The organism is Methylosinus sp. LW3 (assembly GCF_000527115.1).
Lineage (GTDB): Bacteria > Pseudomonadota > Alphaproteobacteria > Rhizobiales > Beijerinckiaceae > Methylosinus.
The window spans coordinates 2,792,067-2,806,352 of the sequence record NZ_AZUO01000001.1 but is presented as its reverse complement, the minus strand read 5'-3'; the positions used below and the strand labels follow the sequence as shown (position 1 = coordinate 2,806,352).

At 65.9% G+C, this 14,286-nt stretch carries 14 protein-coding genes; 6 read left to right on the top strand and 8 right to left on the bottom strand.

Annotated features, from left to right (window positions below):
• The first annotated feature begins 299 nt into the window (after positions 1 to 299).
• The gene (gene phaR / locus METLW3_RS0114030) at positions 300 to 920 is read left to right on the top strand and encodes a polyhydroxyalkanoate synthesis repressor PhaR (RefSeq protein ID WP_024880523.1); all 621 of its coding nucleotides are present in this window, start codon (positions 300 to 302) and stop codon (positions 918 to 920) included.
• A 111-nt stretch (positions 921 to 1,031) separates the two neighbouring features.
• Here the strand turns inward: phaR and METLW3_RS0114025 are convergent, their stop codons facing one another.
• The 3 genes from METLW3_RS0114025 to gloB all read right to left on the bottom strand — a co-directional run bounded on the left by METLW3_RS0114025 (position 1,032) and on the right by gloB (position 4,225).
• Entirely contained in the window at positions 1,032 to 2,825 is a 1,794-nt protein-coding gene (locus tag METLW3_RS0114025; RefSeq protein WP_024880522.1) for a bifunctional diguanylate cyclase/phosphodiesterase, read from the bottom strand.
• A 171-nt stretch (positions 2,826 to 2,996) separates the two neighbouring features.
• The gene (locus METLW3_RS0114020) at positions 2,997 to 3,449 is read right to left on the bottom strand and encodes a cupin domain-containing protein (RefSeq protein ID WP_024880521.1); all 453 of its coding nucleotides are present in this window, start codon (positions 3,447 to 3,449) and stop codon (positions 2,997 to 2,999) included.
• Between the two features lie 2 nt (positions 3,450 to 3,451).
• Entirely contained in the window at positions 3,452 to 4,225 is a 774-nt protein-coding gene (gene gloB / locus METLW3_RS0114015; RefSeq protein WP_024880520.1) for a hydroxyacylglutathione hydrolase, read from the bottom strand.
• A gap of 101 nt (positions 4,226 to 4,326) precedes the next feature.
• Between gloB and METLW3_RS0114010 the strand changes: the two genes are divergently transcribed.
• Positions 4,327 to 5,082 (top strand): class I SAM-dependent methyltransferase, encoded by a 756-nt coding sequence (locus METLW3_RS0114010; protein ID WP_024880519.1) that lies wholly within the window; start codon positions 4,327 to 4,329, stop codon positions 5,080 to 5,082.
• 7 nt (positions 5,083 to 5,089) lie between these two features.
• On the opposite strand, the gene METLW3_RS0114005 is transcribed toward METLW3_RS0114010, so the two are convergent.
• From METLW3_RS0114005 to METLW3_RS0113995, 3 genes are all read right to left on the bottom strand, one after another.
• The gene (locus METLW3_RS0114005) at positions 5,090 to 5,797 is read right to left on the bottom strand and encodes a dienelactone hydrolase family protein (protein WP_024880518.1); all 708 of its coding nucleotides are present in this window, start codon (positions 5,795 to 5,797) and stop codon (positions 5,090 to 5,092) included.
• 44 nt (positions 5,798 to 5,841) lie between these two features.
• Complete coding sequence (locus METLW3_RS0114000; protein WP_051465528.1) at positions 5,842 to 6,780, bottom strand: hypothetical protein; 939 nt, start codon at positions 6,778 to 6,780, stop codon at positions 5,842 to 5,844.
• A gap of 134 nt (positions 6,781 to 6,914) precedes the next feature.
• The gene (locus tag METLW3_RS0113995) at positions 6,915 to 7,931 is read right to left on the bottom strand and encodes an outer membrane beta-barrel protein (RefSeq protein ID WP_024880516.1); all 1,017 of its coding nucleotides are present in this window, start codon (positions 7,929 to 7,931) and stop codon (positions 6,915 to 6,917) included.
• Positions 7,932 to 8,230: 299 nt separating this feature from the next.
• Here METLW3_RS0113995 and METLW3_RS0113985 point away from each other — a divergent pair, with 299 nt between their 5' ends.
• Positions 8,231 to 9,508, top strand: coding sequence for a cystathionine gamma-synthase family protein (locus METLW3_RS0113985; RefSeq protein WP_024880515.1), 1,278 nt, complete (start codon positions 8,231 to 8,233; stop codon positions 9,506 to 9,508).
• Here METLW3_RS0113985 and METLW3_RS0113980 read toward each other — a convergent pair.
• A complete protein-coding gene (locus METLW3_RS0113980) occupies positions 9,493 to 9,723 on the bottom strand; it encodes a hypothetical protein (protein ID WP_024880514.1) in 231 nt (76 codons plus the stop codon). The two genes, METLW3_RS0113985 and METLW3_RS0113980, sit on opposite strands and share 16 nt — an antisense overlap.
• Positions 9,724 to 9,927: 204 nt before the next feature.
• Between METLW3_RS0113980 and METLW3_RS0113975 the strand changes: the two genes are divergently transcribed.
• Genes METLW3_RS0113975 through METLW3_RS0113965 form a run of 3 tightly spaced genes read left to right on the top strand, consistent with a single transcriptional unit; the run spans position 9,928 to position 12,212 of the window.
• Positions 9,928 to 10,275, top strand: a complete 348-nt coding sequence (locus METLW3_RS0113975) for an antibiotic biosynthesis monooxygenase (protein WP_024880513.1) — start codon at positions 9,928 to 9,930, stop codon at positions 10,273 to 10,275.
• Entirely contained in the window at positions 10,272 to 11,513 is a 1,242-nt protein-coding gene (locus METLW3_RS0113970) for a DUF2325 domain-containing protein (RefSeq protein ID WP_024880512.1), read from the top strand. The genes METLW3_RS0113975 and METLW3_RS0113970 overlap by 4 nt, the downstream gene beginning before the upstream one ends.
• Positions 11,514 to 11,522: 9 nt before the next feature.
• Positions 11,523 to 12,212, top strand: a complete 690-nt coding sequence (locus METLW3_RS0113965) for a 4'-phosphopantetheinyl transferase superfamily protein (RefSeq protein WP_157516568.1) — start codon at positions 11,523 to 11,525, stop codon at positions 12,210 to 12,212.
• Here METLW3_RS0113965 and METLW3_RS0113960 read toward each other — a convergent pair.
• Positions 12,195 to 14,225, bottom strand: coding sequence for a thioredoxin domain-containing protein (locus METLW3_RS0113960; RefSeq protein ID WP_024880510.1), 2,031 nt, complete (start codon positions 14,223 to 14,225; stop codon positions 12,195 to 12,197). The genes METLW3_RS0113965 and METLW3_RS0113960 overlap by 18 nt on opposite strands.
• Positions 14,226 to 14,286 lie beyond the last annotated feature (61 nt).

The window sequence follows — 14,286 nt, the reverse complement described above, 5'->3', positions numbered from 1 at the left end:
CGTTCGGCGAATGGTCTTTCGCAATATAGCCGAGGCCGCGGCTCTTATCGAGAGGCTCCCGCGCCCCGAATTCGACCTTTGCGGGAGGAAAAAACCTTTTCGCGACGAATTTATTGCGGGATGCGTGCGGTTGCGGCTATCGTTCGGAAAGAAGCCGCGGTCGCTCTGCGCGTCGCTGGACGAGAAGCGAGGAAATTTTGCTACGCACGCCGAAATATGAGAAGGGAGCCGGCGCTCAGCCCGCCGGAGCCGAGAAGATCGTGGCGGCGCGCCAGGACGACGGAGGCGGCGGGCGGAACATGGCCACCGAAAAAAAGCCGACGACGATCAAGAAATACGCCAATCGGCGTCTCTATGACACGGGCACGAGCACTTATGTCACGCTCGAGGATCTCGCGGCCATGGTCAAGCGCGGCGAGGATTTCGTCGTCTGCGACGCCAAGACGGGGGAGGACATCACCCGCCCCGTGCTGACGCAGATCATCTTCGAGCAGGAGGGCAAGGATGGCCAGAGCCTGCTGCCGATCGCCTTCTTGCGCCAGCTCATCCGCTTCTATGGCGATTCGATGCAGATGCTGGTGCCGAGCTATCTCGAGTTCAGCATCGATCGGCTGACGCGCGATCAGCAGAAATTCCGCGATCAGGTGTCGCAGGCGCTCGAAGGCGCGCCTTTCGGCGCGCCGACTCGTCAGGCGTTTCAGTCGCTCGAGGAGCAGGCGCGCAAGAATATGGCGGTGTTCCGCCATGCGCTGACCATGTTCAACCCCTTCGGCCTGCCAGCCGAGCCGCCCGCCGCCTCCACCGAGGCTGCAACGGCCGCCGCCGCCGCCGAGCCGCCGCGTTCCGATCTCGACGAGATGAAGCGTCAGCTCGACGAGCTGAACAAGCGCATCGATCAATTGTCGACGAAGAGCGGCTGAGCCGAGTTTCCGGCGCGTCGGCTCGCCCTCGACGGGCGAGCCGCGAAAGGCTCGGCGCCGCTCGGGGCGACTTTGCCCTCGGGGCGAGCCCCACGAAAGGCCCGGCGCCGCTCAGGCGCGCCGGGAGACGTTCTGCGACTCGCCCGGCGCCGCGACCACCACCGCCGAGCCGAACAGCGAGCCCTGGAAGTAATCGACGCCCCAGCCTTGCAGCAGCTGCGCCGTCTCCTCGTCCTCCACCCATTCCGCGACGATCTTCAGGCCGAGATGCCGCGCGAGATCGGTGAGGGTGCGCACGAAGAATCGATCATCCTGCGATTTGATGATGTTCTGGATGAAGACGCCGTCGATCTTGACGAAATCGAAGTCCAGCAGGCGCAGATTGCGGAAGGATGTGTGCCCGGCGCCGAAATCATCCATGGCGAATTTGATGCCGAGGCCCTTGCAGTCGGTGATCAGCTGCCGCGTCTTGTCGAAATCGTCGATCAGCGTCGTCTCGGTGATCTCTATGGTGAGGCGATCCGCGACGCCCGGATAGACGCGCGTGGCGTTGGCGAGCCATTCCGGCCATTCGGGATCATGCAGCGTGGCGACCGAGGCGTTGACCGAGATGCGCAGCGACGGATCGGCGCGCAGCTGCGTGAGCGCCAGCTCCAGAACGCGCTGATCGAGAAGGCGCACTAGGCCGGATTTCTCGGCGATGGGCAGAATGTCGCCGGGCACGACGATGGAGCCGTCGGCGAGCCGCACGCGCAGCAGCGCCTCGTAAAAGGCCGTATCGCCGGTCTGCGCTTGCACGATGGGCTGAAAGGCCAGCTCGACGCGACGCTCATTGAGCGCGGAAACGACGCTGTCGGAAATCTGCAGCGCATGCAGCCGCCCATTGTCGCGCGCCAGCGAGGTGGCGTAGCAGACGAGCCGATGCGCATTGCGCTGGCGCGCGGCGTCGAGCGCCTCCTCGGCGTGCTGGAACAGCACGGCCGGCGATCTTCCGTCGCGCGGCGCGACGACGGCGCCGATGCGCGCCGATACGGAAACCCCGCCGACCTCGGTCGCGAAAGGCGTTTGGGCGATCACCTCGATGAGCCGCTGGCCCGTCGATTTGGCCTGCTCGACGTCGCAATTCTCGAGCAGAACGGCGAATTTATTGCCGGCGTAGCGCGCCACGAGATCATTGACGCGCACATTGGTCCGCAGCCGCGAGGCGAGGCCGACGATGATCTCGTCGCCGGCGTCATAGCCGTAGGTGCGATTGAGCGCGAAGAGATTCTCCAGCGCGACGAGCAGAATGGCGAAAGGCTTGCGCGTCTTCTCGGGCTGTCCGAGCAGGCGCAGCGAATGTTCCGCCAAAAGAGCGCGGCTCATCGCGCCGGTGAGCGCGTCGAATTGCGCGCTGCGCGTCATCCGGCGCTCCATCTCGTGGCGCTCGGTGATGACGCGCACGACTCCATGGGCGCGGCTCGGGCGGCCGTCGCGGCCGGCGAACCATTTGCCGCAATCCTCGATCCAGACCAGCGGGCCGCCGCCGGTCTCGCGTGGCGGCACGAGCGCGTAGATGGCGTTGAAAAACACGCCATTGCCGTCATCGCTGCCGGTGGCGGTGACGATGGCGTCGAAGCGCGAGGTCGCGCTCTGCGCGCCGAGCCGCTCGCCATAGGCGCGCCCGCTCGAGAGATCGACATCGGCGAAGCTGGTCAGCACCTCGGCGAGATTGTCGCCCCAGTCGAGCCGATCGGTCGCAATGTCCCACGTATAGGCGAGCATGCCGATCGAGGCGAGAATGTCGAGCGCATCCGGTCCCGCGGGCTGGCGCGGCTCCGCGGTCGGAGCGGGCGCGGTGGGGGAGGAGGCCGGCTCCTGCAATCCCGTGGAAACCGCCTTATCGGCGAGATGGCGCAATTGCATCGGTTGGGCCTGATCGAACGAATACGGATGCAGCGAGTATTGGGGGCCAAAAGTAAACGGGTCGTTTAGCGGGTCGGCGCGGCCCCGCGGGCTCGCGGCGCGCCACATCGGCCGGCGCGCGAGGATCGCCCGTTTTCGCTCATTCGCGATCCAAAATCGGCGTGATTCGGCCTATTCCACGCTTTCGTCGCGCAGCGGAGAAAAATCCGCGGAGGCCAGCTCGAAGCGGGAGAACTCGAAGCCCGGCGCGACCGTGCAGCCGACCAGCGTCCAGGCGCCGAGGCTGCGCGCGCTCTGCCATTGATCGGCCGGCACGACGATCTGCGGCTGCTCGCCCTGCGTCACCTGCGCGCCGAGTATATGCCGCGCGCTCGTTTCGCCCGTCGCGGAAATGTCGAGGGCGAGCGGCGCGCCGGCGTAATAATGCCAAATCTCGGCGGCGTCGACGCGATGCCAGGCGGAGACCTCGCCCGCGCCGAGCAGATAATAGATGGCCGTCGAGGCGGCGCGGCCGTCCGCCACCGCGCGGGAATCACGAAAGGTCTCGCGATAGAAGCCGCCTTCCGGATGCGGCGCGAGGGAGAGCAGCCGCGCGATATCGGCGGCCGAAAGGCTCGTATCCATCGTCATCGAAACACATTCTTTCTTTCGCGGATCTGCGTGAAGACATGGACCGGATCGGCCGTCTCCATGCCGAGCGTGCGCCGCAGCTGCGGGTCCTCGGCGCGCAGGAAGGGATTTGTGGCGAGCTCGAGAGCGATGGTCGTCGGCAAAGTGGGCTCGCCCGCGGCGCGCAACGCATCGACCTCGCGGGCGCGCTCGGCGAGCAGAGGATTGTCCGGATCGACGGTGCGCGCGAATCGCGCATTGGCCTGCGTATATTCATGGCCGCAATAGACGCGCGTCTCCGGCGGCAATTCGGCGATCTTCTCCAGCGAGGCGTACATGACGTCCATCGGCGTCTCGAAGACGCGGCCGCAGCCCAGCGAGAACAGCACGTCGCCGACGAAGAGAATCTCCTCCGCCTCGAAATGATAGAGAATATGGCCGGTCGTGTGTCCCGGCGCCTCTATCACCCGAGCCGTCGCGGAGCCGACCATCACCGAATCGCCCTCGCCGACCTCGAGGTCGAGGCCGGGGATACGCGCGCGATCCTTGCGCGGGCCGACGGTGCGCGCCTTTGGAAACAGCGCCTTCAGCCCCGCCACGCCCTGGATGTGGTCGGCGTGGTGATGGGTGACGAGAATATCGGTGAGCGTCCAGCCGCGCCGCGACAATTCCGCCGCTATGGCGCGCTCGTCGGGCGCGTCGATGGAGGCGACGGCGCCGGTCGCCTCGTCCCGCAGCAGCAGGCCGAAATTATCGGTGAGGCAAATGAACTGAACGACTTCGACGCTCATTGCGCTGCTCCTGTCGAAACGTCTAGGGTCAGTGAGGCGATCGCGGCCGCGACCGTTTCACGCGCTTGCGTCGCGCCGTAGATAAATGCGAAATAGCAGATATGTCGCTCGACGTCGTCGACTTGCGGAATTTTTACGCTTCGCCGCTCGGCCAGGTGGCGCTGCGCCTCGTCGGGCGCTTGGCGCGGACCCGCTGGGAGGATCACTCCGGGCTGCGCGTGCTCGGAATCGGCTACGCCACGCCCTATCTCGTCGATTTTCAGGAGCGGGCGCAGCGCGTGCTCGCCTTCATGCCGGCGGCCCAGGGCGTCGTCCATTGGCCCAATGGCGGCCGCTCGGCCTCGGCGCTGGTCGAGACGACGATGATGCCGCTGCCCGACGCCAGCATCGACCGCGTTATCGTCGTCCATGCGCTCGAGGTCGGCGAATCGCCGCGCGACATATTGGAGGAGATTTGGCGCATTCTCGCGCCCGGCGGTCGGGTGATCGTCGTCGTCCCCAGCCGCTCGGGCCTGTGGGCGCGGGTGGACACGACGCCTTTCGGCCATGGCCATCCCTATTCGCGCGGCCAGCTGCAGAGCTTGCTGCAGGAGACGCTGCTGCTTCCCGTCTTCTGGGGCGAGGCGCTCTATGTGCCGCCCTTCGCCCGCGCGTCGCTGCTGCGCTCGGCTCCCGCCTTCGAGCGAATCGCCGGGCGCTTCTCGCTGCCGGGCGGCGGGGTCCATATCGTCGAGGCGACCAAGCAGCTCTATCGGCCGGCCGGCCTGCGTCGCGCCGTGCGCCGCGCCCTGCCGCCGCTGGACGAGGTGCTGGCCCCGGTGGGCGCCGGCGCCGGGCGCGACGCCCCGGCGCTCTGAGGAAGGCTCAGCGGGGGGGCGCGCCGCCGCCGCGGCGGCCGAACTCGACCGACAGGCCGAAGCTCCTGGCCAGAAACAGGCCGCCATGCAGCAGGCCGGCATTGTCTATGCCATGGTCGAGCCCGGCGGAAAGATGCCATTGCGTCGGCACATCGGCCTTGGCCAGCGCATTGGCCGAGAGCAGCAGCGCATCGGCCGGGATCATCGAATCCTCCTCGCCATGGACGAGCAGGACCGACGGCGGCTTGGTTCCGAATTGCGGGGGGATATCCGGCGGCTCGCTGCCTGCCACCAGAACGCCGGAATAGCCGAGAATCGCTGCCGGCGCGCGGCGCAGCCGCAGGCCCACATGCAGCGCCAGCATCGTCCCCTGGCTGAAGCCGACCAGAGCGAGCTTGCTCTCGTCCAGCTCGTTCTTGGCCAGCTCCTCAGCGAGGAAGCTCTCCAGCAGCGGCCGCGTCGCCACCACGCCGCGCCAGCGCTCGCCGGGGTCGCGCATGGTCAGCGGAAACCATTGCCGCCCATTGGGCGACAGCGCGCAGCGCTCCGGCGCATGGGGGGAGACGAAGGCGGCGTCCGGCAGGAAGGACCGCCATTGCCGGCCGATCTCGATGAGATCATTGCCGTCCGCGCCATAGCCATGGAGGAAGACGACGAGCTGCTTGGCCTTGCCGGCCTTGGGCTGAATTCGGGGGCCGTCGATCTGGGACGCCATCTCTTGATCTCGCAATTCTGAGGGGACGCGGGCCAAAGGGGCCGCTATCCGCCGTTCAACACGGCCGCGACGCCGGCGACCAGCATCGCCAGGCCGAGCCATTCCCGCGCTCCGGTCTTTTGCGCGAACATGCGGCGCGTGACCATTTGCGCGAACAAGACTTCGATCAGCGCCAGCGTGCGCACGCGCGGCGCGGTTTCGAGAGCGAAGGCCAGGAACCAGAACAGCGTCGCAAAGGCGCCGAGCAGTCCCGCCGACAGCGATTCCCGCCATTGAGCGACGATGGCGAAAAGGCCCCCGCGGTCGAAGACGCCCAGATAGAGCAAGATCAGAGCCGTTTGCAAGACGAGGCCGAGAACCAGCTCGGTCGCGGCCGCGACCATGATGGAGGGGCCGCCGAGCGCCAGCACGCCCTCGCGATACAGAACGGTGGAGCCGCCGAACAGCGCCGCCGCGGCGAGGCCGTAGAAAATCGGCCGCCAAGGGGCGCCTCGCAGCGCCGCCGCGGGATCGGGCAGCGACAGAGCGAGCACGCCCAATGTCGCGCAGAATGCGCCGAGCGCGAGCGCCGGCGTCGCAGCCTCGCCGAGGAACAATAGTCCGAAGACGACGAGCTGCGCCGCTTCCGTCTTCAGCAACGCCGTCACGATGACGAAGGAGCGCTCCTTCATCGAGACGAGCATCAACGCCGTCGCCGCGATCTGCAGCGCGGCCGCCGCTGCGATGACGAGCAGAGTGTGCGCTCGAGGCGCCGGCGGCGGGACATTGGCGATGGCGCAGGCGCCGGCGAGAATGAGAAAGGCGAAGGGACAGCCGAAAAGAAAGCGCACGAAGGTCGCGCATGCGGCGCCGAGCTTATCGGTGAGATCGCGCTGCAGAGCGTTGCGCAGCGTCTGTCCGCCCGCAGCGAAGAGAGTGAATGCGACCCAGGCCCAGGCGGGAGCGAAGATCACGGGCGCGAAGATCACGGGAGCGGAGATCATTTGCGGCGGAGCTTTCGTTGCGTCGCCGTCTTCTAGCGCGAACCGCTCCGAAATATCCACGCCGAACTCTGCGCGACAAACGAAAAGCCCGGCCGTGACGGCCGGGCTATCGCGACTTCAAAGCGAAGGTCGGATCAATATCTCGCGACGACCGCCACCGGCGGCGCCGACACGAAGTGATAGTTGATGCCGACGCGCGCGATGTGTCCGTCGAATTTCACGCGCGTGATGCCTTGGTTGATCGAGGTGAGCGCCGGCGAGGTGAAGCCGAGCACCGTCAGCTGCGGGCCGACCGCGGCGAGCGGGCCATTGAGATAACGGACCTCGCCGAGATCATAGTAGAGATATTCCGCCTTGAAGCTCAGGTTCGGAGCGAACAGCCATTCGATGCCGCCGCCGACCGTCCAGCCGATGCGCGACTCGTTGTAGCGTCCGATGCCGCCGATCGAGGCATAGGGCACGCTGAGGGCGGCCACCTGCGCGCCGAGGACGCTCGCAGAGAGGGTGTTGTTGAGCAAAAGCGACTGGTTCGTCGTCGCCTGCACGCCGCCGTAGGCGAGACCGCCGGTGGCGTAGATCAGGAAAGACGGTCCCCAAATGTAGCCCAAACGGCCGCGAACCGTGCCGAGCCAATCAGTGCGCGTCGTCACCGTCGTCGTGCCGGCGGCGGAGCGATCGAAAGAGAGGCCGAAGGGGCCGGCCGCGACATTGAACGCGTTCCAGCTGGTGCCGCCGGTGAAGCTGTTCTCGCTGCGGATGCCGGTTCCCTGCAAATCGGCTTCGAGACCGACCAGGAAGCTGTTGCCGAATTGATAATTATAGCCGACCTGACCGCCGCCGATGAAGCCGTTGCGTTGAGCGTTCACATTGCCGCTCGCGGCCAGGGCGGCCGCGCCGGCGCCCGGATCGATCACGAAAGGAAGCAGGCCATTGTTGCCGAAAGTGTCGTAAAGATTGGCCGTGCCGACTTCGACGTTGTTCGTCGAGCCCCAGGAATAGCCGGCATTCAAACCGACATAGAATCCGGTCCACAGGGGCGGCGGCGGCAGCGGGGGCGGCAGCGGAGCCTTGAGGGCCGGCAGGTCCGCGGCCAGCGCCGCTCCAGCGGAAAGAGCCAGTGCAATCGCGGTGGCTGAGAATAACTTCTTCATCGAGGAATCCTTTTCAACAAAGTTTTGTCACCGCATGGGCCGCGCGCTGTCGCTGTCCGCTCGCCGTGGGTAATGCGGCTATTGAAATGCTAAGTCGCGCGCCGAGATTCGGTCAACGACGGTGAGCCGCAACGACGTGACATTTCATCGATTTTCTGTGACTGTGACGCACATGCGACCTTAGCGATAAAAGCTACGTATTCATTTATGTGGAGAATGTCGAAGAGACGCGCGCGAGCGTGAATTCATATAGCGAATCGAAAGCAATTTGCGCGTGCGTCGATGACAGGAGAGAGATCATGAGCAGCGAACGCTATCACAAGATCCGCATCGGCGATCATCGTCTCCACGCAGAGACGCTGATGCTCGGCTATGGCTATGATCCGGCTCTCTCCGAAGGATCGGTGAAGCCTCCGGTGTTTCTCACATCGACATTCGCTTTCCGCACGGCGGAGGATGGACGCGATTATTTCGACCATATCGCCGGCCGCGGCGCGCATGCGCGCAATGAGGCGCCGGGGCTCGTCTACTCGCGCTTCAATCATCCCAATCTCGAGATCCTCGAGGATCGCCTCGCCGTGCATGAGAATGCGGAGGCGGGCCTCGTCTTCTCATCCGGCATGTCCGCGATCGTCACGACGATCCTCGCCTATGCGAAGCCGGGCGAGGTGATTTTGCACAGCCGCCCGCTCTATGGCGGAACCGAGGTGCTGATCGGCCGCACGCTCGCGCCATTCGATATCAAAAGCGTCGGCTTCGCCGACGGGCTCGACGAGACTGTCGTGCGCAACGCCGCCGAGCGCGCGATGGCGATGGGCAATGTCGCCATGATCTTCGTCGAGACGCCGTCCAATCCGATGAACAGCCTCGTCGACATCGACATGGTGGCGCGCATCGCGCAGGACATCGGCGCGCGCCAAGGGCGCCGTCCGATTCTGTGCTGCGACAACACATTGCTCGGTCCCGTGTTTCAATCGCCGCTCGAGCATGGCGCGGATCTCTCGCTCTATTCGCTGACCAAATATGTCGGCGGCCACAGCGATCTCATCGGCGGCGCCGTCATCGGCGCGCATGCGGCGCTGGCGCCGATCCGCACGATGCGCAACGCCATAGGCACGCAGCTCGATCCGCATTCCTGCTGGATGCTGGCGCGCTCGCTGGAGACATTGTCGCTGCGCATGCGCCGCGCGGCCAGCAATGCGGCAATCGTCGCCGAATATCTCTCCGCGCATCCGAAGGTCGCGCGCGTGCATTATCCGCCGCTGCTGCCGCCGGACCATCCCGCGCGCGCGCTGATGCAGCGTCAATCGAGCTCTGCGGGCTCCACTTTCTCCTTCGATGTCGAAGGCGGCGAAAGGGAAGCTTTCGCCTTTTTGAACCGGCTGCAGATTTTCAAATTGGCGGTGAGCCTCGGCGGCACGGAGTCGCTCGTGTGTCATCCAGCGACCACCGTGCATTCTGGATTGGCGGAGGAGGCGCGACGCGAGATCGGCATCACGCCGGCGCTGGTGCGCATGTCGATCGGCATAGAGCATCCAGACGATCTCGTCGCCGATATCGCTCAGGCGTTCTCCTGAGCGATCGCGTCGCCGCGCATGACGCGCGCTGCGAAATCGTCGCAGCGTCGCCGCAGGCACTCGTCGGGACATTCGGTCGCGTAATGCTCGCCGAGGGCGGCGAGACAAAATCGCGCGAGCGCGCTCTCGTCGCTTCGCGCGCCTGCGGGCGCGGCGCGCGCCGCCGCATCGAGCAGAGCGTCGATCTTGTTCCGCTCGCCTTCTATATCGCACATGGCCTTCTCCTTTCGCGTTCGCCGCGCCGATGATGGCGGCGTTTCTGGCGATATCGTGGAGCTGCGGCTGGAAAGCTTGCAGAGTAGGATTTTGGAAATCTTGCAGCCTCCTCGGCCGAGGCGGGGCTTGATCGCAGCGCGGCGGCGGGCGACGATGGCCTCCAATTCCGGCCGCCATGCGCGGCCGACGAAAAGGAGCTCGGCATGTTCATCGCAATGAATCGGTTCAAGGTGGTCAAGGGCGAGGAAAAGGCGTTCGAGCAGATTTGGGCGTCGCGCCGCACGCGCCTCGAGGAGATGGAGGGCTTCCTCTCCTTCCATCTGCTGCGCGGGCCGGAGCGCGAGGATCACACGCTCTACGCCTCGCATACGATGTGGGAGACCAAGGCGAGCTTCCTCGCCTGGACGACGTCGCAGCAATTCCGTGATTCGCATAAGGACGCGGGCAAGAACAAGCCGCTCTATGTCGGCCATCCAGAATTCGAGGGTTTCGACGCCGTGCTGGCGCAGACCAATGCGCGTGACGATTTGGCGGTGGAGACGGCGCCATGAGCGAGCGGCGGCCTCTCGTTTCATTGAGCGTGCTGAAATCCGCCATGGCGAGCGAGGGCTTCGAGCTCGCGCCCGCCGCGCGGCGGGAGGCGGGCGCACGCCGCCGCATATGGGAGATCATCGGCGCGTCGCATTGCTCGATCGTCGGCACTTGTCTGACGATCGCGGAATTGCGCAAGATCGCGCGGCGCACCGGCTTCCTCGGCGAGGAAGCGCGCTACAATGATTACCAGGTGCATGGCCTCTTCGTCGAGAAGATGCATGATGAGAACATCGTCTCGCGCGCCGTGCAGAAGCATCTCGACACGCGCTATGAAGGCGCGATCCGTAAGGCCAAGGCGCTCGACGGCGAGGAGGCGCTGCTCGCCTATTGGGAGAGCGCGGTCGACAATGGCTTCGTGCCCGGCGCCTATTGGGCGCTGATCGGCCATCCGCGGCTCACGCCCGGTGTGGAGACGCGCATTTTCGGCGATATTCACATGATGTCGCATCTGAGCGGCGCCGCGCATCGCGGCGACGCTCGCGAGGTGGCCGAAGCGCGACGCGAGAAGGCCGAGATCGCGCGGCGTCTCGCCAGCGTCATCGCCGAGCGCAATGACGAGCTGACTGTGCTGCGCGACGAGATCGCCCGGCTCGGCGCGCAGCTTCGCGAGGCGCGCACGCTCGCCGCCGAATGCGAGAGTCTGCGCCGCGAGGTCGACATTTTGCGCGCGGCGGAGCGCAGCGACGAGACATTGCGCGAGCTCGCGGCGCTTCGTCTCTCGCATGCCGAATTGCGCGAGGATCATGCGCGCCTCGAGCGCCGCCTCGAGCGGATGAAGGCGAAGGAGACGCGCGCCCCGGCTCCGATCGTTTCCGAGATCGCCGTTGCGGCGGCGCCCGTCGCCGACGAGCCGCGTGAGAGCGAGACGGATCTGTGCGGCCGCTGCCTGCTCTATGTCGGCGGCCGGCCGCGCACGGTATGCCGGCTGCAGCGTCTCGTCGAGCAACGCAATGGGTCGCTCATCCATCATGACGGCGGCGTGGAGGACAATCGCGCCATGCTGAGCGAGCTGGTGCGGCGCGCCGACGCAGTGTTCTTTCCCGTCGATTGCGTCAGCCATCGCGCTGTCGGCGCAGTGAAGAGCTTGTGCGAGAGCCATGGCATTCCCTATTGTCCATTGCGCAGCGCGAGCGCTTCGGCTTTCGAGAGAGCGATCGAGACGCTCGCCGCGCCGGCGGCGGAGGCGCAGCGATAGGGAGGGCGCGTGACGCATCCATCAGCGCATGCAGTGGCGCATTCTTGGGCTCCCGCGGTGAGCGAAGGGCGCATCGAGATCACGCGTCTCGATTTCGATCTCGCCGCGCCTTGGTCCGAGGCCGATTGGGACGCGCTGAGCGCGGAAGAGCGCGCGCGGGCGCTGCGCTTTCTGCGACATGAGGATCGTCTGCGCATGATCTCGACGCGCGCGGCTCTGCGGCGTCTCATCGGCGAGAAGCTGGGCGCCGATCCGTCGGCGCTGCGCTTCGACTCCGGGGTTTACGGAAAGCTCGGGCTCGACGGCGCGGGCCTCTTCTTCAATGTCTCGCATTCCGGCGCATGCGCGCTCATCGCCGTCTCGCGTCATTGGGATGTCGGCGTCGACATAGAGCGCGCGGATCGAAAGGTGGATGTCGCCGGTCTCTCCTCCATCGCCTTGACGCGAGAAGAGCGCGAAGGGATCGACGCCGCCGGCTTTTTCGAGCGTTGGGTGGCCAAGGAGGCGGCGCTGAAGGCGCTCGGCCTCGGCATAACGGAGAAGCTGCAGGCCTTCTCTGTGTGGCCGGGGCAGGACGATCTCTATGATCTGCGCCATGCCGAGGCGGATTGGGGCGATCTTCGCGTCGCGCGTCTCGAGGCGCCGCCGGGCTATGCGGCGGCGCTCGCTTGGAAGACGCCTTCAGCGCGGGGCGCGTAGCGCCATTTCCAGTTCCGCAGCCTCGACAATGGGCAGCGAGCAGGTCGCGCCGCGGCAGACATAGGCCGCGGCCTGGCCATTGATCTGCGTCTTGCCGGCGGCCGGATGCGCTGGAGGCAGCTCGGCGCCCGGCGCCATTATGGCGAGCGTGCGGCCGGGCAGGCTCACGCCATGAACGATACGCAGCAGCGCGGCTGTATCGCTGGCCTCGTGCGCGCCGATGACGACGATCTGCAATCCGTCGCGCAAAGTCTCGGCGCCGTTCAGCAGAGTGGAATAGCCGAGCATGCCGCGCCGCACGGCGCTGGCGAAAGCCGCGAGCGTGGATTCGGCGCGGGCGCGATAGCGATCGTCGCCGGTGAGATGATAGAGCTGCGCCAGAACATGCGTCATCGTCCCATTGCCAGACGGCAAGGGGGCGTCCTCGGCGATTTTCGAGCGGCGGATCAGCGCTTCCGCGTCGTCGGCGGTGAAGAAATAGCCGCCGGCGCTGGCGTCGCGATAATGCGTCTCGACGATCTCGATCCAATCGCGTCCGCGCTCGAGGAAGCGCGCTTCGCCGGTCGCCTCATGGAGCGCCAGAGCGGCGCGTGTGAGATCGGCGTAATCGTCCAGCACGGCCATATGTTTCGCGCGGCCGGCGCCATAGGAGTGCAGCAGCCTTCCGTCGGCGGTCGTCATTTTCGCGGCGATGAAATCGAAGGCCGCGGTCGCCGCAGCGAGCCAGTCGTTCCGCTCGAAGACCTGCGCGGCGCTGGCTATGGCGGCGATCATCAGCCCGTTCCAATCGGCGAGGGCCTTGTCGTCGCGGCCCGGCCGCACGCGCGCCGCGCGGGCCTCCAATAGCTTCGCGCGATCCAGAGCGAGCGCGGCTTCTTCTTCCGCCGACAGCAGTTCCATCGAATGCAGGCGATTGGGAATGGATTTGCCTTCCCAATTGCCGCCGTCTTCTATGTCATAGACGGCGCGGAGGGCCGGGGCGCGCGCGCCGAGAAGGGCGTCTGCTTCGGCGGCGGTCCAGACATAGAATTTGCCTTCCTCATGCTCGCTGTCGGCGTCGAGGCTGCTGGCGAAGACGCCTTCGGAAAGGCGCATCTCGCGCAGCGCCCAGTCGATCGTCTCCTCTATGCGTGCGGCGTAGAGCGGCTTTTTCTCTTCTTGCCAGACCAGCGTCAGCAGATCGACGAGCTGGGCGTTGTCATAGAGCATTTTCTCGAAATGCGGGACGAGCCAGCGCTCATCGGTCGAATAGCGCGCGAAGCCGCCCGCGAGATGATCATAAATGCCGCCCTGGCAAATATGATCGAGCGTTGTCAGCACGGCCTCGCGATACGAGGCGCGGCCCGTGCGCTTAAAGGCGCGCCATAGAAATTCGAGGCTCGCCGCCTGCGGGAATTTCGGCGCGCCGCCGACGCCGCCATTGACGCGGTCAATATAGCTGTCGAGCTTTTCGGCGATCGTCTCGACGAGATCGGGCGAGATCGGATCCGCTGGCGCGGTCTCGGCGAGGCGCGTGAGACCGTCGCCGATCGCCGTCACATTGCGCGTGACCACCTCGGGCTTCTCGCGCCAGAGCTCGGAGATCGCTTTCAGAATATCGGCGAAGCCGGGCATTCCGTAGCGCGGCTCCGGCGGGAAATAGGTGCCGCCCCAAAAGGGCTCGCCGTCCGGCGTCAGAAACATGGTCAAAGGCCAGCCGCCGCGCCTTCCGGTGAGCTGCAGCGCCTGCTGATAGAGATGGTCTATGTCCGGCCGCTCCTCGCGATCGACCTTCACATTGACGAAATTCTCGTTCATCAGCGTGGCGATCGCCTCGCTCTCGAAGCTCTCGGCCGCCATCACATGGCACCAATGGCAGGCGGCGTAGCCGCTGGAGAGCAGTATGGGCTTGCCCTGCGCCTTGGCGAGCGCCAGCGTCTCCGCCGACCACGCGCGCCAATGGACGGGATTGTCCTTGTGCTGGAGGAGATAGGGGCTCGTCTCCTCGCCGAGGCGGTTGCGGTCTTGCGTCACTGCGGTCTCTCCATCGGAGGCTTGCCGCTATTGCACGCGAGGCGCCAGCCCGGAAAGGGCG

Bases quoted from the DNA above. Each gene is read 5' to 3' on its own strand.
- METLW3_RS0113980 (WP_024880514.1), bottom strand. From the start codon at position 9,723: ATGTGCGATATAGAAGGCGAGCGGAACAAGATCGACGCTCTGCTCGAT.
- phaR (WP_024880523.1), top strand. From the start codon at position 300: ATGGCCACCGAAAAAAAGCCGACGACGATCAAGAAATACGCCAATCGG.
- METLW3_RS0113970 (WP_024880512.1), top strand. From the start codon at position 10,272: ATGAGCGAGCGGCGGCCTCTCGTTTCATTGAGCGTGCTGAAATCCGCC.
- METLW3_RS0114005 (WP_024880518.1), bottom strand. From the start codon at position 5,797: ATGGCGTCCCAGATCGACGGCCCCCGAATTCAGCCCAAGGCCGGCAAG.
- METLW3_RS0113975 (WP_024880513.1), top strand. From the start codon at position 9,928: ATGTTCATCGCAATGAATCGGTTCAAGGTGGTCAAGGGCGAGGAAAAG.
- METLW3_RS0114020 (WP_024880521.1), bottom strand. From the start codon at position 3,449: ATGGATACGAGCCTTTCGGCCGCCGATATCGCGCGGCTGCTCTCCCTC.
- gloB (WP_024880520.1), bottom strand. From the start codon at position 4,225: ATGAGCGTCGAAGTCGTTCAGTTCATTTGCCTCACCGATAATTTCGGC.
- METLW3_RS0113985 (WP_024880515.1), top strand. From the start codon at position 8,231: ATGAGCAGCGAACGCTATCACAAGATCCGCATCGGCGATCATCGTCTC.
- METLW3_RS0113995 (WP_024880516.1), bottom strand. From the start codon at position 7,931: ATGAAGAAGTTATTCTCAGCCACCGCGATTGCACTGGCTCTTTCCGCT.
- METLW3_RS0114025 (WP_024880522.1), bottom strand. From the start codon at position 2,825: ATGCAATTGCGCCATCTCGCCGATAAGGCGGTTTCCACGGGATTGCAG.
- METLW3_RS0114010 (WP_024880519.1), top strand. From the start codon at position 4,327: ATGTCGCTCGACGTCGTCGACTTGCGGAATTTTTACGCTTCGCCGCTC.
- METLW3_RS0114000 (WP_051465528.1), bottom strand. From the start codon at position 6,780: ATGATCTCCGCTCCCGTGATCTTCGCGCCCGTGATCTTCGCTCCCGCC.